At 74.9% G+C, this 20,117-nt stretch carries 17 protein-coding genes, 1 other RNA gene and 2 pseudogenes; 10 read left to right on the top strand and 10 right to left on the bottom strand.

Features of this window, described 5'->3' with window-relative positions:
* Nucleotides 1–26 precede the first annotated feature (26 nt).
* Nucleotides 27–1,472, bottom strand: a complete 1,446-nt coding sequence (locus tag ACFY7C_RS12820; protein WP_389648109.1) for an HtaA domain-containing protein — start codon at nt 1,470–1,472, stop codon at nt 27–29.
* Nucleotides 1,473–1,594: 122 nt separating this feature from the next.
* Between ACFY7C_RS12820 and ACFY7C_RS12815 the strand changes: the two genes are divergently transcribed.
* The 4 genes and pseudogenes from ACFY7C_RS12815 to ACFY7C_RS12800 all read left to right on the top strand — a co-directional run bounded on the left by ACFY7C_RS12815 (nt 1,595) and on the right by ACFY7C_RS12800 (nt 6,215).
* On the top strand, nt 1,595–2,614 hold the full coding sequence (locus ACFY7C_RS12815; RefSeq protein WP_389648106.1) for a hemin ABC transporter substrate-binding protein: 1,020 nt from the start codon (nt 1,595–1,597) through the stop codon (nt 2,612–2,614).
* A gap of 404 nt (nt 2,615–3,018) precedes the next feature.
* Nucleotides 3,019–4,095, top strand: a pseudogene (locus ACFY7C_RS12810) (FecCD family ABC transporter permease); the annotation flags it as partial.
* Nucleotides 4,092–5,027 carry a heme ABC transporter ATP-binding protein gene (locus ACFY7C_RS12805; protein ID WP_389648103.1) on the top strand — a complete coding sequence of 312 codons (936 nt, stop codon included), beginning with the start codon at nt 4,092–4,094 and terminating at the stop codon, nt 5,025–5,027. The pseudogene ACFY7C_RS12810 and the gene ACFY7C_RS12805, both read left to right, overlap by 4 nt.
* Before the next feature lie 147 nt (nt 5,028–5,174).
* A complete protein-coding gene (locus ACFY7C_RS12800; RefSeq protein WP_389648100.1) occupies nt 5,175–6,215 on the top strand; it encodes a hypothetical protein in 1,041 nt (346 codons plus the stop codon).
* A 121-nt stretch (nt 6,216–6,336) separates the two neighbouring features.
* On the opposite strand, the gene ACFY7C_RS12795 is transcribed toward ACFY7C_RS12800, so the two are convergent.
* Both ACFY7C_RS12795 and ACFY7C_RS12790 read right to left on the bottom strand, forming a co-directional pair.
* A complete protein-coding gene (locus tag ACFY7C_RS12795; protein ID WP_389648097.1) occupies nt 6,337–7,116 on the bottom strand; it encodes a bifunctional DNA primase/polymerase in 780 nt (259 codons plus the stop codon).
* A gap of 142 nt (nt 7,117–7,258) precedes the next feature.
* Nucleotides 7,259–7,885 (bottom strand): TetR/AcrR family transcriptional regulator, encoded by a 627-nt coding sequence (locus ACFY7C_RS12790; RefSeq protein WP_389648094.1) that lies wholly within the window; start codon nt 7,883–7,885, stop codon nt 7,259–7,261.
* A 168-nt stretch (nt 7,886–8,053) separates the two neighbouring features.
* On the opposite strand from ACFY7C_RS12790, the gene ddaH reads away from it, so the two are divergent.
* Nucleotides 8,054–8,884, top strand: coding sequence for a dimethylargininase (ddaH, locus tag ACFY7C_RS12785; protein ID WP_389648091.1), 831 nt, complete (start codon nt 8,054–8,056; stop codon nt 8,882–8,884).
* A gap of 7 nt (nt 8,885–8,891) precedes the next feature.
* On the opposite strand, the gene ACFY7C_RS12780 is transcribed toward ddaH, so the two are convergent.
* From ACFY7C_RS12780 to ACFY7C_RS12770, 3 genes are all read right to left on the bottom strand, one after another.
* Nucleotides 8,892–9,905: a small ribosomal subunit Rsm22 family protein gene (locus ACFY7C_RS12780; RefSeq protein WP_389648088.1), complete on the bottom strand. Its 1,014-nt coding sequence runs from the start codon at nt 9,903–9,905 to the stop codon at nt 8,892–8,894.
* 68 nt (nt 9,906–9,973) lie between these two features.
* Entirely contained in the window at nt 9,974–11,242 is a 1,269-nt protein-coding gene (locus ACFY7C_RS12775; protein WP_389649491.1) for a Bcr/CflA family multidrug efflux MFS transporter, read from the bottom strand.
* A gap of 97 nt (nt 11,243–11,339) precedes the next feature.
* Nucleotides 11,340–12,986, bottom strand: a complete 1,647-nt coding sequence (locus ACFY7C_RS12770) for an alkaline phosphatase D family protein (RefSeq protein WP_389648085.1) — start codon at nt 12,984–12,986, stop codon at nt 11,340–11,342.
* A gap of 147 nt (nt 12,987–13,133) precedes the next feature.
* On the opposite strand from ACFY7C_RS12770, the gene ACFY7C_RS12765 reads away from it, so the two are divergent.
* Entirely contained in the window at nt 13,134–13,892 is a 759-nt protein-coding gene (locus ACFY7C_RS12765) for an SDR family oxidoreductase (protein WP_389649488.1), read from the top strand.
* 24 nt (nt 13,893–13,916) lie between these two features.
* On the opposite strand, the gene ACFY7C_RS12760 is transcribed toward ACFY7C_RS12765, so the two are convergent.
* Nucleotides 13,917–14,249: a nuclear transport factor 2 family protein gene (locus ACFY7C_RS12760; protein WP_389648082.1), complete on the bottom strand. Its 333-nt coding sequence runs from the start codon at nt 14,247–14,249 to the stop codon at nt 13,917–13,919.
* 129 nt (nt 14,250–14,378) lie between these two features.
* Nucleotides 14,379–14,777, bottom strand: an RNA gene (gene rnpB, locus ACFY7C_RS12755) — RNase P RNA component class A.
* A gap of 146 nt (nt 14,778–14,923) precedes the next feature.
* Between rnpB and ACFY7C_RS12750 the strand changes: the two genes are divergently transcribed.
* Nucleotides 14,924–15,727, top strand: a complete 804-nt coding sequence (locus ACFY7C_RS12750; RefSeq protein WP_389648079.1) for a MerR family transcriptional regulator — start codon at nt 14,924–14,926, stop codon at nt 15,725–15,727.
* Nucleotides 15,724–16,620: a hypothetical protein gene (locus tag ACFY7C_RS12745; protein ID WP_389648076.1), complete on the top strand. Its 897-nt coding sequence runs from the start codon at nt 15,724–15,726 to the stop codon at nt 16,618–16,620. The genes ACFY7C_RS12750 and ACFY7C_RS12745 overlap by 4 nt, the downstream gene beginning before the upstream one ends.
* On the opposite strand, the gene ACFY7C_RS12740 is transcribed toward ACFY7C_RS12745, so the two are convergent.
* Nucleotides 16,565–18,016, bottom strand: coding sequence for an RNB domain-containing ribonuclease (locus ACFY7C_RS12740; protein WP_389648073.1), 1,452 nt, complete (start codon nt 18,014–18,016; stop codon nt 16,565–16,567). The two genes, ACFY7C_RS12745 and ACFY7C_RS12740, sit on opposite strands and share 56 nt — an antisense overlap.
* Before the next feature lie 95 nt (nt 18,017–18,111).
* Here ACFY7C_RS12740 and yaaA point away from each other — a divergent pair, with 95 nt between their 5' ends.
* On the top strand, nt 18,112–18,879 hold the full coding sequence (gene yaaA, locus ACFY7C_RS12735; RefSeq protein WP_389648070.1) for a peroxide stress protein YaaA: 768 nt from the start codon (nt 18,112–18,114) through the stop codon (nt 18,877–18,879).
* Nucleotides 18,880–18,995: 116 nt separating this feature from the next.
* Complete coding sequence (gene eda / locus ACFY7C_RS12730; protein WP_389648067.1) at nt 18,996–19,646, top strand: bifunctional 4-hydroxy-2-oxoglutarate aldolase/2-dehydro-3-deoxy-phosphogluconate aldolase; 651 nt, start codon at nt 18,996–18,998, stop codon at nt 19,644–19,646.
* A 41-nt stretch (nt 19,647–19,687) separates the two neighbouring features.
* Here eda and ACFY7C_RS12725 read toward each other — a convergent pair.
* Nucleotides 19,688–20,005, bottom strand: a pseudogene (locus tag ACFY7C_RS12725) (GNAT family N-acetyltransferase); the annotation flags it as partial.
* Nucleotides 20,006–20,117 lie beyond the last annotated feature (112 nt).

Genomic DNA, 20,117 nt, shown 5'->3' with positions numbered 1-20,117 from the left:
GTCTCCTCGTACGGGGTGACGGTGGGTCAGTCGGTGGTGGGGCCGGTGGCGGTCGCGTCCCCGGCCGGGGTCTCGGTCGTGGCCGCGGCCGTACGGCGCTTTCGCGCGAAGGCGAGGGCGAGGGCGAGGGCGGTGGCGAGCAGGACGCCCGCGCCGAGGGCGATCCAGGTGACGGGGGTCGTCGCGTCGTCGTCCCGGGCCTCGGCGGCGGTCTCGTCGGCGGGCTTGGCGGCACCGGGGGTGGACGCGGGTGCCGGGCCGGTGGTCGTGGAGTCGCTGCCGAGGTCGGGCAGCGGCGGCAGCGCGGCCCTGGCGTCGACGGTGACGGCGAGCGAGACGGGGTCCATCGCGGTGCCGGCCCTGTACATGCCGGCGAAGGCCCTGGCGCCGCCGTCGGTGAGGGTGGCGGGGGCTTCGGTGACGACGGCGAGGCCGTTCCTGGGGGCGAGGTCGGCGACGGGGAAGGTGACGAGGGGGACGGCCTTCTCGGTGGGCCGCCCCGCGCCGGTGACGTCGGCGCTCAGGGTGCCCCGGCCGCCCGTGACCGCGACGGTGACCTTCCCGAAGGTGAGGTCGAGGTGGGTGCCGGTGAAGCGGACACTGCCCGCGAAGGTGGCGTCGAGGCTCTGCTTCTCCGGGTCGTACGTGCCCTTGCCGTTCGGGAAGCGGAAGAGCGCGCCGCCGTCCTGGGCGCCGCCGGAGAGGGTCCAGCGGCCCCGGGCGATGGCCCCGGTGACGTACTCGCGGAAGGTCCGCCGTACGCCCCAGTCGACGGCCGCGTCGCGGAATCCGCCCGTGGTCGGCGTCGTGGGGCTCGTGGGGCTCGTCGTCGGCTTCCCGGCCGGCCGGCGGACGTCGACGGTGAGGCTGACGGGGTCGAGCCGGGTGCCGGCCGGGTAGTAGCCGGCGAAGGCGGTGGCGCCCTGGGCGGTGAGGGTGGCGGGGACGTCGCGCAGCGAGACGGGGCTGCCGCCGCCGCGCATGTCGATGCCGGAGAGGTCGAGGGTGGCGAGCGGGACGCCGCTGCGGGTGGTGAGGCCGCCGCCGCCCTTGGCCCTGCTCGCCATGTCGGCGTAGAGGGTGCCCCGTCCGGAGCCGATGCGGACGCGCGGGCGGCTGACGGTCAGGTCGAGCTCGTGGGTGCCGTCGGCCCCGCGGTGGCCGAGGAAGCGGACCCCACCGCCGAAGGCGGCCTCGAAGGCGCCGGTGGCCGGGTCGTAGGCCCCCTGGGCGGAGTGGAAGCGGAAGCGGCCGGAGCCGACGGTGGCGGCGCCGCCGGTGAGGCTCCAACTGCCCTGCGCGACGGGCCCGGTGACGTAGCTCTGGAAGGAGGCCTTGATGCCCCAGTCGAGCCGTCCGCCCTGGACCGTGCGGTCCTCGGCCCGGGCCGTGAGGGCCGGGAGGAGGACGGCGAGCAGCGCCGCGACGAGTGCGACGGCGGATGCCCGGGCGGGTCGGGACAAGGGCAGCATGGGACCCCCTTCGAGGGCTAGAAGGTAAGGCAAGGCTAACCTAAGCTAGATCGAGTCACGGTCGGAAGCCCTTCGACCTCGGCTCCCCAACTCGCCCCTCTGGAACGACAGGACGGTGTCCGGTGCGCACAGCCCGCCTCGCGACAGCGCTGACAGCGGCGCTCGCCCTCGCCCTCACGGCGACCGGCTGCGGTGCCGGCGGCACCCCGGCGACGACCGGCGGCTCCTCGGCGGCCGGACCCTCGGCGGGCGGCGCCGCCGACCGGGTCGAGCCGCTGGCGGCGCCCGCCGCGCGGCCCCGGCTGCCCGTCACCGTCGCCTCGGCGGACGGGCGGAAGGTGACCGTGACCTCCGCCGAGCGGATCGTGCCGCTGAGTGGCTCGCTCTCCGAACTCGTCTTCACCCTCGGCCTCGGGGACCGGGTCGTCGCCCGGGACATCACCGCCACCTTCGAACAGGCCGGGAGACTTCCCGTGGTGACCCGCGCGCACGACGTCTCCGCCGAGAGCGTGCTCTCCCTGAAGCCGACCCTGGTGCTCGCCGAGGACACCACCGGCCCGGCGGAGGCCGTCGCCCAGCTCCGCGACGCGGGCGTCCCGCTCGTCGTCGTCTCCCCCGCCAGGGGCCTCGCCGACGTGCCCCGGCGCATCGACGCGGTGGCCGCCGCGCTCGGCGTCCCCGACGCCGGCGCCGCGCTCAGGCAGCGCACCGAGGCCCGGATCGACGCCGTGCGCAAGGACGTTCCGGCCCGTGAGGAGAAGCCGCGGGTCGCCTTCCTCTACGTACGGGGCTCGGCCGCCGTCTATCTCCTCGGCGGCGCGGAGTCCGGGGCGAGCTCCCTCCTGGAGGCGGCCGGCGCGGTCGACGCGGGCAAGGAGTCCGGGCTGCGCAAGGACTTCACCCCCGTCACCAGCGAGGCCCTCGTCAAGGCCGCGCCCGACGCGATCCTCGTCATGCGCAAGGGCCTCGAATCGGTCGGCGGCGTCGACGGCCTCGTGAAGATCCCCGGCGTCGCCGAGACCCCCGCCGGGCTCGACCGCCGCGTCGTCACCGTCGACGACGGCATCCTCCTCAACTACGGTCCCCGCACCGACCAGGTGCTGACCTCCCTGGCCGACCAGCTGTACGGGAGCGGCAAGTGACACCGCTGAGGGAGGGGGCGGCGGGGAGGCCGGGTGGGGCGGGGGCCCCGCCCGACGGGGCCGGGGCCACGGCCCCGCCGGACGCCGCCGGGCGCGCGGGCGCAACGGACGGGGCCAGGGCCACGGAGCCGCCGGTCGCCGTCGAGAACGCAGGCACGCCGGACGCGGCCGGGAGCGCAGGCACGCCGGTCACCGCCGAGGTCGCGGGCACGCCGGACGCTGTCGGGGCCACGGGCGCGCGGGGCGCGGCGGGGGTCGCGGCCCCATCGGGCGCGGCCGGGAACGCCGGCACGCCGGACGCCGCCGGAAGCCCGGACGCAGCCGAGGCGGCGGGCGCGCCGGACGCGGCCAGGGCCACCGGCTCGCCGGACGCCGGCGGGACCCCGGGCCCGCCGGTCGCCGCCGCCCCCGCCGCGAGCTCGCCTTCCGGGCGACACCTCGCCCCGACCCGGCGCCGGGGACGGTCCTTCGCGCTGGCCGGCGGGTTGCTGGGGGCGGTGCTGCTGCTCGCGCTGTTGTCCGCCGGGCTCGGGGCGTACGAGATTCCGCTCGGCGACGTCGTCGCCTCCGTGCGGCACCGGACGGGTCTCGGCGGGCACGCGCTGGAGCGGACGGCGGAGAGCGTGCTGTGGAACATCCGGCTGCCCCGGGTCGTGCTGGCCCTGCTCGTGGGCGCCTCGCTCGGCTGTGCGGGCGCGCTGATGCAGGGGGTGTTCGGCAATCCGCTCGCCGAGCCCGGCGTCATCGGGATCTCCTCCGGCGCGGCCGTCGGCGCGGTCGGCGCGATCGTGCTCGGGGCCGGTTTCCTCGGGACCTGGACGGTGACGGTCTGCGCCTTCGCGGGCGGTCTCGTCACCGTCGTCCTCGTGTACGCGATGTCCCGCTCGGGCGGCCGGACCGAGGTCGTCACGCTCATCCTCACCGGGATCGCGGTGACCGCGTTCGCGGGCGCGCTCATCGGCCTGTTCCTCTTCTTCGCCGACAACGCGCAGATCAGCCAGATCACCTTCTGGCAGCTGGGCTCGCTCGCCCAGGCCACCTGGCCCAAGGTGCTCGCGGTGCTGCCGTGCGCGCTGCTCGGTCTGCTCGTCGCCCCGCTCCACGCCCGCCGGCTCGACCTGCTCGCCCTCGGCGAGCGCCCCGCCCGCCACCTGGGCGTCGACGTCGAGCGGCTGCGGGTCTCCCTGATCCTGGTCGTGGCGCTGCTCACCGCGGCGGCCGTCGCCGTCTCCGGCATCGTCTCCTTCGTCGGCCTGGTCGTCCCGCATCTGCTGCGCATGGCGAACGGCCCCGGCCACCGCTTCCTCGTCCCGGGCAGCGCGCTCGGCGGCGCGGTGGCGCTGCTGGCCGGCGACCTCGCCGCCCGTACGGTCGCCGCCCCGGCCGAACTCCCCCTGGGCGTCCTCACCGCCCTCGTCGGCAGCCCGTTCTTCTTCTGGCTGCTGCGCAGGACCCGTCGCAGGCAAGGTGGTTGGGCATGACGACCCGCTCCCGTTCGACGACCCGCTCCCGTTCGACGAGCCGCTCCCGTTCGACGAGCCGCTCTCGATCGACGAGCCGCTCTCGTTCGACGATCCGACACATTCTGACCGGGCGCCGTACGCAGGACCTGCCCGCGCTCGCCGCGCCCGGGGAGCTCGTCGCCGAGGCCCGTGACCTGCGGGTCGCGCGGGGAGGGCGGGCCGTGCTCGACGGGGCCGGGATCGCCGTACGGGCCGGGGAAGTGCTGGCCCTGGTGGGACCCAACGGGGCCGGGAAGTCGACGCTGCTCGCCGCGCTCGCCGCCGATCTCGTGCCGGAGGGCGGCGAGGTGCGGATCGCCGGGCGCCCGGCCGGCGACTGGTCCGCCGGTGAACTCGCCCGGCGGCGGGCCGTGCTGCCGCAGTCCGCCGAGCTGTCCTTCCCCTTCCCCGTCGCCGAGGTGGTCCGGATGGGCCGGGCCCCGTGGGCGGGCGGAGCGCGGGAGGACGAGGACGAGGCGGCGGTCACGGAGGCGATGGCCGCGACCGAGACGACCGCGTTCGCCGAGCGGCCGTTCTCGGCGCTGTCGGGCGGCGAGCGGGCCCGGGTCGCGCTGGCCCGGGTGCTCGCCCAGCGGACCGGGCTGCTGCTGCTCGACGAACCGACCGCCGCGCTCGACCTGCGCCATCAGGAACTGGTCCTGGGCGTCTGCCGGGAGCGGGCGGCGGCGGGCGCGGCGGTGGTCGTGGTGCTGCACGACCTCGGGCTCGCCGCGGCGCACGCGGACCGGGTCGGGGTGCTGCACGAGGGCCGGATCGCGGTGGCCGGGCCGCCGGCGGAGGTGCTCGACGGGGAGGTGCTCGGCCGGGTCTACCGGCAGCCGGTGGAGGTGTTCCCGCATCCCCGCACCGGCGTCCCGCTGGTGCTTCCGGTGCGGGACACCAGGTCCTGAAGGGCGGGTTCGGCTTCCGGCCCGAGCCGACGGTCCCTCAGGTCACGGTGTGGGCGCGCTATCCGATCCCGATGCTCGCGCTGTTCCCGGCCCCGGTAGGGTCGGGTCCGTCCCAGCGGGTGGAGAAGCAGAAGGCGATCGAGACCGATGAGAAGGCTGAGGCGGCCCGAGCCGAGGCGAGCCGAGCAGAGGCGGACCAGGCGGAGGCGAGCGGCTGACACGCTCCTCGCCGCGGCGACCGCGTCCGTGCTGGCGCTGACCGCGAGCGGGTGCGTGACGGTGCACGGCGAGCGGGAGCTGATCCCGGCGGCCACGCAGGCCGAGGCCGAGCAGGCCCTGAAGGACTTCACGGTCGCGTTCAACAAGGCCGACAAGGCCTACGACCCGGCGCTCGACGCGGAGCGGGTCACCGGCCCGCTCGGCGAGATCAACCAGGCGGGCCTCAAGTCCCGTCAGGTGACGAGCCCCGGCGGCAACAAGGAACACCAGCCGCTGGAGCTCACCGACGCGAAGTTCGTCATACCCCGGAAGGCCGGCTGGCCGCGCTGGTTCGTCGCGGACACCGACTCCAACCGGGACACCGACCAGGGCGCGGGCGACAACCGCTGGGTCCTGGTCTTCCTGAAGGGCAGCGCCTCCCAGCTGTGGGAGGTCGCCTATCTGTCGATCCTGACGCCGGACGAGGTCCCGGCCTTCAAAACCGACGCGGGGTTCGCGGTGCCGGTCGCCCCGGACACCGCCGACCTGGCGGTCGCGCCCGAGGCCCTCGGCGAGCGGTACGCGGCCTTCCTCAAGGACGGGCAGCCGGGGCCGTTCGCGGCGGGCCCGCACACCACCGAGTGGCGGGCCGAACGGCAGAAGGCCGCCAACCGCCCCGGGCTCGTCACCCAGTACGTCGACCAGCCCGAGAGCCGTGGCGACTTCGCCCCGCTCGGCCTGGCGACGGAGGACGGCGGGGCGCTGGTCTTCTTCGCCACCCGCTACTTCGAGCGCCAGACGGCCGCACCGGGCTACCGCCCGAAGGTCGGGCCGGATGTGAAGGCCCTGCTGACCGGCGAGATCAAGAGCACGGTCACCAAGCGCTGGGTCTCCAGCCAGTCCGTCCTGGTCAAGCCGGCGGGCACGACGGCCGACGGCGTCGTCGTCGTGGGCCGCCTCCAGGGAGTGACGGCGGCGGAAGGGTCGTAGTCGCCTCGGCCGGGGCGAGGCCGGGCCCGGACCGGTGCCGGGGCGCCTGCCGGCCCCCGGCTCAGCGGCCGCCCGGCTCAGCGGCCGCCCGGCTCAGCGGCCACCGGGCTCAGTGAGCCGCTCAGCGGCTCAGCGGCCAGGCGACCCCGTGGTCCGCGGGCTCGCCCTGTTCCGCCTGTGCGGCCGCGTGGCGGGCGCAGGCGTCGGTGAGGGCCTCGAGGAGGTTCAGGGGCTCGGGGAGGGCGTGCTCGGGGCCGCGCAGCCAGGCGAGGACCGGGTGGTCGCTCTCGTCGCCGGGGAGCCGGGACGGGGGGACGAGGACGTAGCTGCCGCGGCAGTGCCAGCGCAGGCCCGGATGCTCGTCCATGGTCTCGGGGTGGCAGTCCAGCTCGCAGGGCCACCACTCGTCCTCGTCCTCGGGGGTGCCCCGGGTGGCGGTGAAGAAGAGCATCCGGCCCTCGGAGGGCCGGTCCTCCGCCGCGCCGGACACGGCCACCGGCCCGACCTCGACGCCCTCGGCGAGCAGCCGCTCCAGGGCGGCGCGCCCGGCGGCGAGGGGGACGTCGAGGACGTCGTGGACCATGCCGGTGGCGGTGATGAAGTTCGCCTCGGGCTGGTTGCGTGCCCAGCGCTCGATCTGGGCGCGGTCGGTGGTCGACTGGGTCTGCCAGGCGAAGGAGACGGGGTGCCGGGCGGGGGTGGGACAGCCGATCCGCTCACAGGAGCAGCGATAGCCGACGGGATACGCGGCGGGGGCGAGGGGCATCCCCGCGGCGGCGACGGCCAGGAGCGCCTTCTCGCGGTCGTTCTCGATGTCGGCCGCGCTCCGCTTGGGGCGCCTGCGCAGCCACTGTGCGAGTTTGCTCTCCGTGCCGCGGTAGCGGCCGATGCCGTCGCCCATCTATCCCCTCACACCTCATGCTCGCCCGTTCGGTCTCACGGGCTCTCCATGGTCCCACCATCCTGCGCCTCGGGTGACCGGAGTCGGGAACCGGGGTCGGAAAACGGCGGACACCGCGTCGGGAGCCGGGCTCGCGGACCCGTCAGGCGCGGGGTGCGAGGCCCCGCAGGACGTGGTCGACGAGGGCGTCGGCGTAGGCGTGGGTGAGCGGCAGGGTGCGGTGCAGCCAGCGGTGGTGGAGGGGGCCGACGAGCATTTCGAGGGCGATGCGCGGGTCGACGCCCGGGTCGACGTCCCCGGCGGCCTGGGCGGCCTCGATGCGGCGGGCGTAGACCTGGAGCTGGGGTTCCAGGAGCTTGGCGGTGAACTCGGCACCGAGCGCCGGGTCGACGATCCCCTCGGCGGCGAGGGCGCGGCTGGGCCGGTCGAAGACGGGGTTGTTGAGCTCGTCGACGGTGGCCCGCAGCACGAGTCTGAGGTCGGCGGCGAGGTCCCCGCTGTCGGGGATCTCACTGTCGAGGTCACCGCCCACCGCCTCGGCCGCCTGCTCGGCGAGGTCGAGGAAGGCCTCCAGGAGGACGGCGGCCTTGGAGTTGGCGGGCCACCAACGGTAGATGGTCTGCTTGCCGACGCCCGCGCGGGCGGCGATGCCCTCGACGGTGGTCTTCGCGAAGCCCTGCTCGGAGACGAGTTCGAGGGCGGCGGCGTAGATGGCGCGGCGGGAGCGTTCGCTGCGGCGGGAGGAGTCGGGCGCCTTGGTGTCGGACATGGCCCCCAATCTACCAGCAGGCGAGACGCACCGTCTCGCCACTCGTCCATCCGTCCTCACCCGTTCGGTGGGCCGCTCTTCATCCGAATCACCCGATCGGTCCACTGCGCGCCGCCCCCCGAAGGCGGACCATGAGCTCAACGCTCATCGACCGTAGAGGAGCCCTCTTTGCGCAACACTCCGCGCGAGGCCTCGCCCCGCCGTTATCTGATGTGCCCACCCACGCACTTCGAGGTGACGTACTCCATCAACCCCTGGATGGACCCCACGAAACCGGTCGACCTGCCGCTCGCCCTCGCCCAGTGGGAGGACCTGCGCGACCGCTACCGCGCGCTCGGCCACACCGTCGAGCTGCTCGACCCGGTCCCGGGCCTGCCGGACATGGTCTTCGCCGCGAACGGCGCGACCGTGGTGGACGGCCGGGTCTTCGGCGCCAGGTTCGCCTATCCGGAGCGCGCCGACGAGGCGGCGGCGCACCTGGCCTGGTTCCGCGGGAACGGTTACGCGGAGACCGACGTGCGGGTGCCGGAGCACGTCAACGAGGGCGAGGGCGACTTCGCCGTGACCGCGTCCTGGATCCTGGCCGGCCGCGGCTTCCGCTCCAGCCCGCTCTCGCACGACGAGGCCCAGGAGTTCTTCGGGCGGCCGGTGATCGGCCTGGAGCTGGTGGACCCGCGCTACTACCACCTGGACACGGCACTGTGCGTCCTGGACGACGCGCGCGACGAGGTCATGTACTTCCCGGACGCCTTCTCCCCCGGCAGCCGCGCCGTCCTGGAGCGGCTGTTCCCCGGCGCCCTGCTCGTCCCGGCCGAGGACGCCGCCGTGCTCGGTCTGAACGCGGTGAGCGACGGGCGGCACGTGCTGCTCCCGCAGACGGCCGTGGGCCTGTTCGGCCCGCTGCGGGAGCGCGGCTTCGAGCCGATCGGGATGGACCTGGGCGAGCTGCTGAAGGGCGGCGGCAGCGTGAAGTGCTGCACGCAGGAGCTGCGGCCCTGAGGCACGGCTAGTCCTCGGCGGGGGGCCAGGGGTCGCCCCACTCGGCGTCCCTGGCCTCCTTGTAGAGCGCGCCGTGCCGCTTGGTGACCGTCTCGCGCCCGAGCCCGTCGGGCCCGCACAGTTCCAGGAGCACCTGGCCCTTGCGGATCTGCGGCCTGCGGGTGATCCGGGCGGTCACCGGCGTCACCGCGACCGCCGGGGCCGCCGAGGTCTCCTGGGCCGCCGGGAACCTGGTCGCGGCCACGTAGGCGTACTTCTCGTCCTCGTACGGCAGCGAGCCGCCCTTCACCTGCCGGTGCAGGGACGACCGGCTGACCCGGGCCGCGAAGTGGCACCAGTCGGTGCCCGGCACGATCGGGCAGGCGCCGCTGTGCGGGCAGGGCGCGGCGACGGTGAAGCCCTGGGCGACGAGGAGGTCGCGGGCCGCGATGATCCGCTCGTAGCCGTCGGGGGTGCCGGGCTCGACGATGACGACCGCCCGCGCCGCCCGGGCGGCCTCGGTCACCAGCGCCGTGCGGTCGGCCTCGGTGAGCTCGTTGAGGACGTAGGAGACGGTCACCAGATCGGTGTCGGCCAGGCGCAGCGCCCCGCCGATGCGCTCGCGGCGCCAGTCGGCCTCGAAGACGCCACGGGCGAGCTCCGCGCCGATCGTGAGGGCCGGCTCGGCCCAGTCCAGGACGGTGGTGCGGGCGGAGCCCTCCCACGTCTCGGCGACCGCCCAGCTCGCCGCGCCCGTTCCGCCGCCGACGTCCGTGTGCGTGGCGGGCGCCCAGTCGGGCGCGGCGTCCGCGAGGGCGTACAGGGCGCTCCGTACGGCCTCGAAGGTGGCGGGCATCCGGTACGCGGCGTAGGCGGCGACGTCGGACCGGTCGCGCAGCACGGGCGCGTCGGTCGGGGTGGCCCCCCGGTAGTTGGCGATCAGCCGCTCGACGGCCTGCGCGGCCTGCCGGGGCGGCAGCCCGTCGAGGACCGCGCCGAGCGCGGTGCGCAGGGTCTCGGCGGAGGGGAGGGAGGCGTTCACCTCGACATTCTAGTGTTCGAGCGGGGGCTCCCCCGCGCGCCGGTACGGCCGGCGGGGACGCCGGGGACTCACTGGCCCGCCCGTGCGCGCCAGGGGCGGCACAGGAGGAGGAAGCAGGCGAGGGCGGCGGTCGCGCAGACGAGCTGGACGACGGCCATGGGGACGGCGGTGGTCTCGCCCGCGATGCCGACGAGGGGCGAGGCGACGGCGCCGATGAGGAAGGAGGAGGTGCCGAGCAGGGCGGATGCGGAGCCGGCGGCGTGCGGGGTGCGCATCAGGGCCTGCGCGTTGGTGTTGGGCATCGCGAGGCCCATGGCCGACATCAGGACGAACAGTCCGGCGGCCACGGCGACGAGTCCGGGCTCGCCGAAGACCCCGCTGGTCATCAGGAGCAGGGCGAGGGCGGCGAGCAGGATGACGCCGAGGCCCCAGCCGAGCACCTTGTCGAGGCTGACGCGGCCGACGAGCAGCTTGCCGTTGATCTGTCCGACGACGACGAGGCCGATCGAGTTGAGCCCGAAGAGCAGGCTGAAGGTCTGCGGGGAGGCTCCGTAGATCTCCTGGACGACGAAGGGCGAGGCGCTGATGTAGGCGAAGAGGACGGCGAAGGCGAGGCCGCCGGCCAGCATGTAGCCGGTGAAGACGCGGTCCGCGAGGAGGCCGCGCATGGTGCGCAGGGCATCGCCGACGCCGCCCGCGTGGCGCCGCTCGGGCGGCAGGGTCTCGTGGAGGAAGCGCCAGACGACGAGGGTGAGCACGATCCCGACCGCGGTGAGGACGTGGAAGACGCCCCGCCAGTCGGTGATCCGCAGGATCTGGCCGCCGATGAGCGGGGCGATGATCGGCGCGGCTCCGGAGATGAGCATCAGGGTGGAGAAGAACCGGGCCATCTCGACGCCGTCGTAGAGGTCGCGGACGATGGCGCGGGCGATCACGATGCCGGCGGCGCCCGCGAGGCCCTGGAGGAGCCGGAAGCCGATGAGGAGTGCGGCGGAGGGGGCGAAGGCGCAGACGGCGGTGGCGAGGACGTACACGATCATGCCGATGAGCAGCGGCCGCCGCCGGCCCCACTTGTCGCTCATGGGGCCGACGACGAGCTGACCGAGCGCCATGCCGGCGAGGCACGCGGTCAGGGTGAGCTGGATGGTGGCGGCGGGTGAGCGCAGCGCCTCGGTGACCTCCGGCAGGGCCGGCAGGTACATGTCCATGGAGAGCGGGGGGAGGGCGGTGAGCCCGCCGAGCACCAGGGTGACGAGCAGCCCGGCCCTCCGGGTGGAGGCGGCCGGGGCGGGCCCTATGTGATCGTCGGTGGTGGTGGCCCGGCCGCTCTCCGGCATCGCCATGGACTGCTCCGTTTCGTCCGCTTCTTCGTCTTCTTCGCTACCGCTTCGATCGGATCCCTTTCTCTCGGATCCCTCCCGAAGGTTACGCGTGTCAGGCGGGCGTGAGACCGGGCCGTCCGGCCTCTGTGACGAACGAGGCGGCCGTGGCGACCGGAGCGCCCGGCGTGGTCACCGCGGAGACCGTACGGAAGTCGGCGCGGGCGCTGTCCTCGGTGAGGGCGACCGTGACGTAGCCGCGCCGGCCGTTGTAGTAGCGCAGGTGCGGGTTGGCGCGGGTGAGGTTGTCGTAGTTGGCGGGCCGGTCGGCGCCGTTCCTGCCGCTGCTGATGGAGGTGGCGACGATCTCGGTGCCGACGGTCCGGGAGGCCGGGTCGCGGAAGTCGGCCTTGATGTCGAGTCCGTAGGCGACGTGCACGTCACCGGTGAGCACCATCAGGTTCTCGATCCCGGCGGCCTCGGCCCCGGCCAGCACGCGTCGGCGGGAGGCCGGGTAGCCGTCCCAGGAGTCCATGGAGAGCTTGTACGCGTCGGTGGGCAGGTTGCGGCGCTCGGAGAAGACGACCTGCTGGGGCAGGACGTTCCAGGTGGCGCGGGAGTCCCGCCAGCCGTCGAGGAGCCAGCGCTCCTGGGCGGCGCCGGTCATCGTGCGCGACGGGTCCTCGGAGGCGGGTCCCGGCGTCTGCCAGCCGTCGCCGTAGGCCTGGTCGGAGCGGTACTGGCGGGTGTCGAGGATGTCGAACTGGGCGAGCCGGCCGAAGCGCAGCCGCCGGTAGAGCCGCATGTCGGGTCCGGTGGGCCGCTGCGGGCGGCGCAGCGGCTGGTTCTCCCAGTAGGCGCGGTAGGCGGCGGCGCGGCGGATCAGGAACTCCTCCGGCGGGACGCCGTTCTCCGGTATGTCCCCGGCGTAGTTGTTCTCGGTCTCGTGGTCGTCCCAGGTGACGGCGAAGGGGTGGGCGGCGTGCGCGGCCATCAGGTCGGGATCGCTCTTGTAGAGGGCGTAGCGCAGCCGGTAGTCCTCCAGCGTCACGGTCTCCCGGGCGAAGACGTCCGGCAGGGTGCGGTCGGTGTAGGCGCGGGCGCCGCCGGTGGCGTTCACGGCGTACTCGTAGAGGTAGTCGCCGAGGTGGAGGACGACGTCGAGGTCCTCGTCGGCGAGGTGGCGGTAGGCCGTGAAGTAGCCGTCGTGGTAGGCCTGGCAGGAGACGGCGGCGAGCTTCACCGCGGCGGGCCGGGCGCCGGGGGCGGGGGCGGTGCGGGTGCGGCCGACGGGGCTGGTCCAGGCGCCGACGCGGAAGCGGTAGAAGTGGTCGCGGCCGGGGGCGAGGCCGTCGACCTCGACGTGGACGGTGTGGTCGAACTCGGCGTGCGCGAGGGCGGTGCCGCGCCGGACGCCCCGGCGGAAGCGTTCGTCGTGGGCGAGCTCCCACTCGACGGCGACCCGGGTGCCGGCGGGCAGGCCGCCGCCGGTCTCGTACGGGCGGGGGGCGAGCCGGGTCCACAGGAGCACGGAGTTCGGCAGCGGGTCGCCGGAGGCCACCCCCAGGGTGAACGGGTCCTCGGTGAGGCGACGGCCGTCGAGCTCGGCCGCGGCGGCCGTGCCGGCCGCCGGGAGGTTGACGGCGAAGGCGAGCGCGGCGGCGGCGCCGGTGACGGTGAGGAAGTGGCGGCGCCCCAAGTGGCGGGCGACGGCGCGGAGTTGTTCCGCGTAGGCGTCGGTGCGGGTGTGTGCGGCGGTCATGTGCCCCTCCCCTGACGGATGTTGTCCGTCGGGTATTGCAGAGGGGCGGGACGACCTCACGTTGTCGGGTACAGAACATCCACGTGTCGGACGGATGAGTTCATGGGGCACGCGTCTGCCGTACGCTGCGCGGCCATGAGTACGGAGATGAGTTACGGGTCGCGCGTCGCCGTGGTCACGGGAGCCGGGTCGGGCATCGGCCGGAGCGTGGCACGGGCGCTGGCGGAGGCCGGCTGGCGGGTGGCGCTCGCGGGCCGCCGCGCGGAGCCCCTGGAGGAGACGGCCGCGGCCTTCCCCGACCGGGACGCGGCACTGTGCGTCCCGACGGACGTGACCTCCGCCGAGCAGGTGGCGTCACTCTTCGAGGCGGTACGGGCCCGATGGGGCCGGGTGGACCTGCTCTTCAACAACGCGGGCACGTTCGCGGGCGGCGGCGTACCGGTGGAGGACCTGGACCCGGACACCTGGCGCACGGTGGTGGACGTCAACCTCACGGGCGCGTTCCTGTGCGCGCAGGCCGCCTACCGGGCGATGAAGGAGCAGTCCCCCCAGGGCGGCCGGATCATCAACAACGGCTCGATCTCGGCCCATGTGCCGCGCCCGCACTCGATCGCCTACACGGCGACGAAGCACGCCATGACGGGCCTGACGAAGTCCCTGTCCCTGGACGGCCGCCCGTACCGGATCGCCTGCGGCCAGATCGACATCGGCAACGCCGCCACCGACATGACCGCCCGCATGCAGACCGGCATCCTCCAGCCCAACGGCGAACTCGCCGTGGAACCGGTGATGGACGCGTCGGACGTGGCGGCGACGGTGGTCCACATGGCGGGCCTGCCCCTGGAGGCGAACGTCCAGTTCGCGACGGTGATGGCGACGACGATGCCGTACATCGGGCGGGGGTGAGGGGGCGGGGGCGAGGGGGTGGCGCTAGTCGGCCGGGGCCTGGCCCGTCTCGAAGCGGGTGACCTTGCCGCCCTCGACGGTGAAGCGCCACGCGGTCCGCATCGCCCCCCACGTGTCGTTGCGGTAGGTGGCGACCAGGCCGAGCCCCCCGTCCGTCTCGTCCTCGACCTCCATGTGCCCGTTCGAGGAGAAGACCTCCCGGTCGAGCCATTCCCGCACGTTCCGGTCCGACCCGTCGTCGGCCATGGTGGCGTCGGGCGCGAGGAGGTCGTGGAGGGCGGACTGGTCGTTGGCGTTGAGGGCGGTGACGAAGGCCCGCACGGTGGGGTCGCTGAGCCGGTTCACGGGAATGGTCATGCCCTAGCCGTACACCGGCCCGCCCCGCCCGCCGGGGAACCGGGCCGCGCGTCAGCGCGCGGGGTCGGCCACCTGGGCGAGCGGCGCGGCCCGATACGGACCCTGATACGGAACCTGAGGCGGAAGGGGCAGACGAGTCGGGCTGTACGCCGGGTTCTGTACCCCGGGACCTCGCGGTCGTCGGGGTGACGGCCATCCATCTAGGACCGGCGTTGCCGCCGGCCTCGTGCGGTCTACCCGCGGACTCGGGCGGGCAGCCCTCGATCGTCCGCGCAGGGACACCGGGGTGTCCCCTTTTGACCTTGCTCCGGGTGGGGTTTACCTAGCCGCCTGAGTCACCTCAGGCGCTGGTGGTCTCTTACACCACCGTTTCACCCTTACCGAGGACCGAGGTCCCCGGCGGTCTGTTTTCTGTGGCACTGTCCCGCGGGTCACCCCGGGTGGCCGTTAGCCACCACCTTGCCCTGTGGAGCCCGGACGTTCCTCGGGAGGATCCGAGGATCCCCACGCGGCCGCCCGCCCGGCTCGTCTGCCGTGACGACCATGCTACCTGGCGTTCCGGGCGGAGCTCGCGCCCTTGACCTTGTCGCAGCGTCAAGGTTTCTACTGAGCACATGAGCACGGGTACGGGTAGGGGACGGGGCACGGGCAGGGCTACGGGCACGGGCCCGGGCATGCGGATCGGCGAGCTCGCCGCGCTCGTGGGGGTCACCCCGCGGGCGGTGCGGCACTACCACCGGATCGGGCTCCTCGCCGAGCCGCCGCGGCGCGGCAACGGGTACCGGGAGTACGGGATCCGGGACGCCGTCCTGCTGGCCCGGATCCGCCGGCTGGTGGAGCTGGGCCTCGGCCTCGACGAGGTGCGGGAGGTGCTCGCCGGGGACGAGGGCCGGGAGCTCGTGGAGGTGCTGGCGGAGCTGGACGACGATCTGGCGCGCCAGGAGCGGGTGATCCGGGAGCGGCGGGCACGGCTCGCGGACCTGCTGGCGCGGGCGCGGGAGGGACGGCTCTCGGCCGAGGGGCCGGTGTCCCCCGAGCTGGCCGGTCTGCTCGCGGAGCTCGGCGACCTCGGCGAGCCCGGGGCGGCTGCGTCGCCGATGGCCGTGAAGGACCGGGAACTGCTCACCCTGCTCGACTCCGTCGTGCCGGAGGCCGAGCGGGTCCGGCTGATGGAGCTGATGCGCGACGCGTCCGGGCACGCGCCGGAGATCTACGCGCTCCTCGACGCCCTCGCCGATGCCGGCCCCGGCGATCCCCGGGTCGCGGAGGCGGCCGCGGCGCTCGCCGCCTGCCTGCCCGACGAGGCCGGCGTGACGGTGCCCGAGGGCGGGCTCGCCGACGTGTTCTTCGGCGACCTCGCGCCCGCCCAGGCCGCCGCCGTACGCCGCGCGCTCCGTCTCGTCTCGGAGCGGGCGGAGGCGGCTTCGCCGGCGGACGGGCCCGAGCTGGAGTCCGAGCGGGCGGAGGACGGGCGGTGAAGCGGGTCCGCGCCTGTCTCGCCTGGGCCCTGCTGCCCGCCGAGCTCGTCCTCGTCGTCTGTCTCGTCGCCGGCATCCGCATCCCGCCGCCCGTCCTCGCCGCCGCCGAGGCCGCCGTGGCGCTCCTGCTCGTCGGCCACGGCATCGCCTGGATCCGGCTGCGGCGGCGCGGTCTGACCGCCCGTGAGGCGCTGCACCGGCTGGTGCCCGAGTCCGTGCTGCGGCTCGTCGGGCACGAGCTGCGGCTGATGACCAGCCTGGTCCGCTGGGTGGCGCGGCGGCCGCACGGGGTCGGCGCCCCGGGCGCGCTCGCGTTCCCGCACGCCCGGGACCAGGCGGCGCTGATGTACGGCTTCGCCTTCGTCTGCCTGGTGGAGACGGCCGGCATGTCGTACCTGCTCGCCGACCTGCCGGTGGTCCACGCCGTCGTGCTGGTCCTCGACGTCTACACGGTGGCCTTCGTCCTCGGCCTGCACGCCGCCTCGGTGACCCGCCCGCACGTGCTGACCGAGGACGCGCTGCGGGTGCGGCAGGCGGCCCATGTGGACGTGCGGATCCCGCTGGACCGGATCGCCACCGTCCGGCGCGAGACGCTGTTCACGCACGAGAGGGTCGAGGGCGAGCTGAACCTGGCGGTCGGCTCGCAGACCTCCCTCACCCTGGAGCTCACCGAACCGGTCGACGCGCCCCGGCTGCTCGGCGCGCCCCGCCCCGTACGGACCGTCCGGCTGCACGCGGACGACGCCGGAGCCCTCGTCCGCGAGCTGGGGCGGGCCCTGGAGCGCACGCGCGCCCCGGAGCCGACGCCCGCCCCCGAACCGAAGCCCGAGCAGGTCCTCACGCCGGAGCGAAGCCGACCTTCGCCCGTCCCGGATCCGCCTGCGTCAGCCTGACCAGCAGCCGCTCGCCGAGCGGCAGGGCCGCTCCGTCGGCCAGGACCCGGCCGATCACCGCCGGGTCCTCCAGGTGCACGGTGCCGACGTCCGGCTCGTGCTCCTTCACGTCGATGACGACCGAGTCGAAGGTCTCGCCGATCCGGTCGCTCATCAGCGCCTCCTCGACGATGTCGACGCACTCCCGCTCGGCGGTGTTGGCGAGCCTCGTCCCCCTCGCCATGTCCCGCGGCAGGCCGTCCAGCGCGTCGAGCACCCACGCGGGCGGCTCGGTGCCCGCGACCGCGGCGAGGCACAGCTCGCCCGCGTAACGGTCGACGAGCCGGCGCAGCGGAGCCGTGCAGTGGGTGTACTCGTCGGCGACGGCGGCGTGGACCGCGGGCGAGGGGACGTGCCCGCCGGTGAAGGGCGTGTAGTCGGAGCCCCGCAGGAGCGTGGTCGCGTCCTGGAGGAAGGCGGCGTGGCGGGTGTGGCGCGGGTCGAGCGAGCGGATGAGCGCCGCGTACGAGACGTGGTGCGGCCAGTCGATCCCGAGGGCCTTCGCCGAACGCCTGAGCCGGGCGACGGCGCCGTCCGGGGCGGGCGGCAGGGTGCGCAGGATGCCGGTGCCGGCGGCGACCATCAGGTCGGCCGCGGCCATGCCGGTGAGCAGGGAGATCTGGGCGTTCCAGCCGTCGACGGGCAGCGGGGCGCGGTAGTGGAGGGTGTACGTGCCGTCGGCCGCCTCGGCGATCTCCTGCTCGGGGACGTTGAGGGAGATGCCGCCGCGCTCGATCTCCAGGGCCTCGCGGAGCCTGCCGATGTCCGGGAGCAGGGCGAGCGGCTCCTCGGCGGTGCCGGAGTCGATCGCGGTCTGGGCGCCCGCGTAGTCGAGCCGGGCGCGACTGCGGACGAGGGCGCGGCGTACGTCGGTCGCGACGGTGCGGCCCTCGGCGTCGAGGTCGATGCGCCACAGCAGGGCGGGCACGGTGCTGTCGGGCAGGAGGCTGGCGACGCCCTCGGACAGGACGGCCGGGTGCAGCGGCACCTTGCCGTCGGGGAGGTAGAGGGTCGTGGCCCGGCGGTGCGCCTCGGCGTCGACGGCTCCGCCGGGGGTGACGAAGGCGGCGACGTCGGCGATGGCGTAGTGGACCCGGTAGCCGCCGCCGTCCCGGCGGGCCAGGTGCATGGCCTGGTCGAGGTCCCTGGACATCGGCGGGTCGATGGTGAAGAAGGGGATGTCGGTGGCGTCGTACGGGTCCACGGGCAGGCGCGGTGCTCTGGCCGCCTCCTCGGCCTCGGCGAGGACGGCGGGCGGGAAGCCGTCGGGGATCCCCAGCTCGGTGCGGAGCGCACGCAGGGCGGCCCGCAGCGGGGCGTCCGCGGCGGCGGTCACGTGGAGGTGGCGACGGGGCATGGACCGAGCGTAGGTCGGGGGCCGGGGGTCGGCACCTCGTACGCTGGCTCTCTGGGGCCGCACCCCCACCCCCGTACGTACGAAGGAGAACCGCCGTGCTCGTCCTGTTGCCGCCCTCCGAAGGAAAGGCCTCCTCGGGGGGCGGGGCGCCGCTCAAGCCGGAGTCGCTGTCGTTGCCGGGGCTCGCGCGGGCGCGGGCGGCGGTCCTCGACGAGCTGGTGGAGCTGTGTGTCTCCGACGAGGAGAAGGCGCGCGAGGTGCTGGGCCTGAGCGAGGGGCTGCGCGGCGAGGTCGCCAAGAACGCCGAGCTGCGGACGGCCGGGGCGCGGCCCGCCGGGGAGATCTACACCGGGGTGCTGTACGACGCGCTCGGCCTGGCCACGCTCGACGCGGCGGCCCGGGAGCGGGCGGACGAGTCGCTGCTGGTGTTCTCCGGCCTGTGGGGCGCGGTACGGGTCGGCGACCGGATTCCGTCGTACCGCTGCTCGATGGGCGTGAAGCTGCCGGGCCTCGGCGCGCTCGGCGCGCACTGGCGCGGGGCGATGGCCTCGGTGATGCCGGAGGCGGCGGGCGAAGGTCTGGTGCTCGACCTGCGCTCGTCGGCGTACGCGGCGGCGTGGAAGCCGAAGGGCGAGGTGGCGGCGCGGACGGCGACGGTACGGGTGCTGCACGCGCCGACGCGGAAGGTGGTGAGCCACTTCAACAAGGCGACGAAGGGCCGCATCGTGCGCAGTCTCCTGGAGGCGGGCGCGGAGCCGACGGGCCGGGAGGGGCTGGTGGAGGCGCTGCGGGAGCTGGGCTACGTGGTGGAGGAGGGCGGTAAGGCGGGGGTGCTGGACGTGCTGGTGGACGAGATCCACTGAGGGGTTCGGTGGCTTCTTCCTCTGAGACGCCCCCTCCTCTGGAACGCCCACTCGACGGCGTTGCGTTATGCGCAACGCCCGTTGCATGGTCCGCTTGCCCTGGACAGGATGAGCCCATGACGAGCGTGCTCGACCTTGCCTCCGCCGCTTCCACCGCCTCCCCCGCTCCCGTCGTCCCGGTCGTCGTGATCGAGGACGCCGAGCACGCCGTGCCGCTGGCCCGCGCGCTAGTGGCCGGCGGGCTGCCGGTGATCGAGGTGACGCTGCGCACCCCGGCGGCTCTGGACGCGATCCGGGCCGTCGCGGCGGAGGTCCCGGAGGCGGTCGTCGGCGCGGGCACCGTCGTCTCGGCGGCGGGCGTCACGGACGCGGTCGGCGCGGGGGCGCGCTTCCTGGTGAGCCCGGGATGGACGGACGGACTGCTGGACGCGATGCGCGGCTCGGGCGTGCCGTTCCTGCCGGGCGTGTCGACGACCTCGGAGGTCGTGGCCCTGCTCGAACGCGGGGTGACGGACATGAAGTTCTTCCCGGCGGAGGCGGCGGGCGGCGTCCCGTACCTGAGGTCCCTCGCCGGTCCGCTGCCCGGGGCCCGCTTCTGCCCGACCGGCGGCATCTCCCTCGCCTCCGCGCCGTCCTACCTCGCCCTGCCCAACGTCTCCTGCGTCGGCGGTACGTGGATGCTGCCGGCGGACGCGCTGGAGGCGCGGGACTGGGGCCGGGTGGAGGAGCTGGCCCGCGAGGCGTCGGGGCTGGCCGCTGCCCGCTGACCGAACGCGACGGCGGTGTGGTCGCCGACGGGCCGGTAACCGAGCCGCCGGTAGAGCGCGTTGCTGGTCGGGTTCGCCAGGTCCGTGAAGAGCAGCACCTCCGCGGCGCCCGCGTCGAGGGCGGCCCGGCTGACCGCGGCCGTCACCGCGCCGCCGTAGCCGCGGGCGCGGTGGGCGGGCGGGGTGTAGACCGGCGAGACGCGGGCCTGGCCGGCCACCAGCCGCGAGACGCTCGCCATCGCGACGGGCGCCCCGTCCGCCTCCCAGAACCACAGCCGCCCCTCGGCGACCCGGGCCTCGACGTTCGCGGTGTAGTCGGCGTCCGGGTCCTCCCCGATGTCCCGGGCGAACTCCCGCATCCATGCCAGCGCCCGCGGTACGTCCCCGGGGCCGGCCACCCGCTCCCGGCCGGGCGGCACCGGGTCCGGTGGCGTGAGCGCGCCGAGCCGGAACAGCCGCATCCGGCGCGTG

The organism is Streptomyces sp. NPDC012769 (assembly GCF_042901205.1).
Lineage (GTDB): Bacteria > Actinomycetota > Actinomycetes > Streptomycetales > Streptomycetaceae > Streptomyces.
The sequence above is the reverse complement of the archived record's forward strand: the minus strand, read 5'-3'. Positions and strand labels throughout refer to the sequence as shown.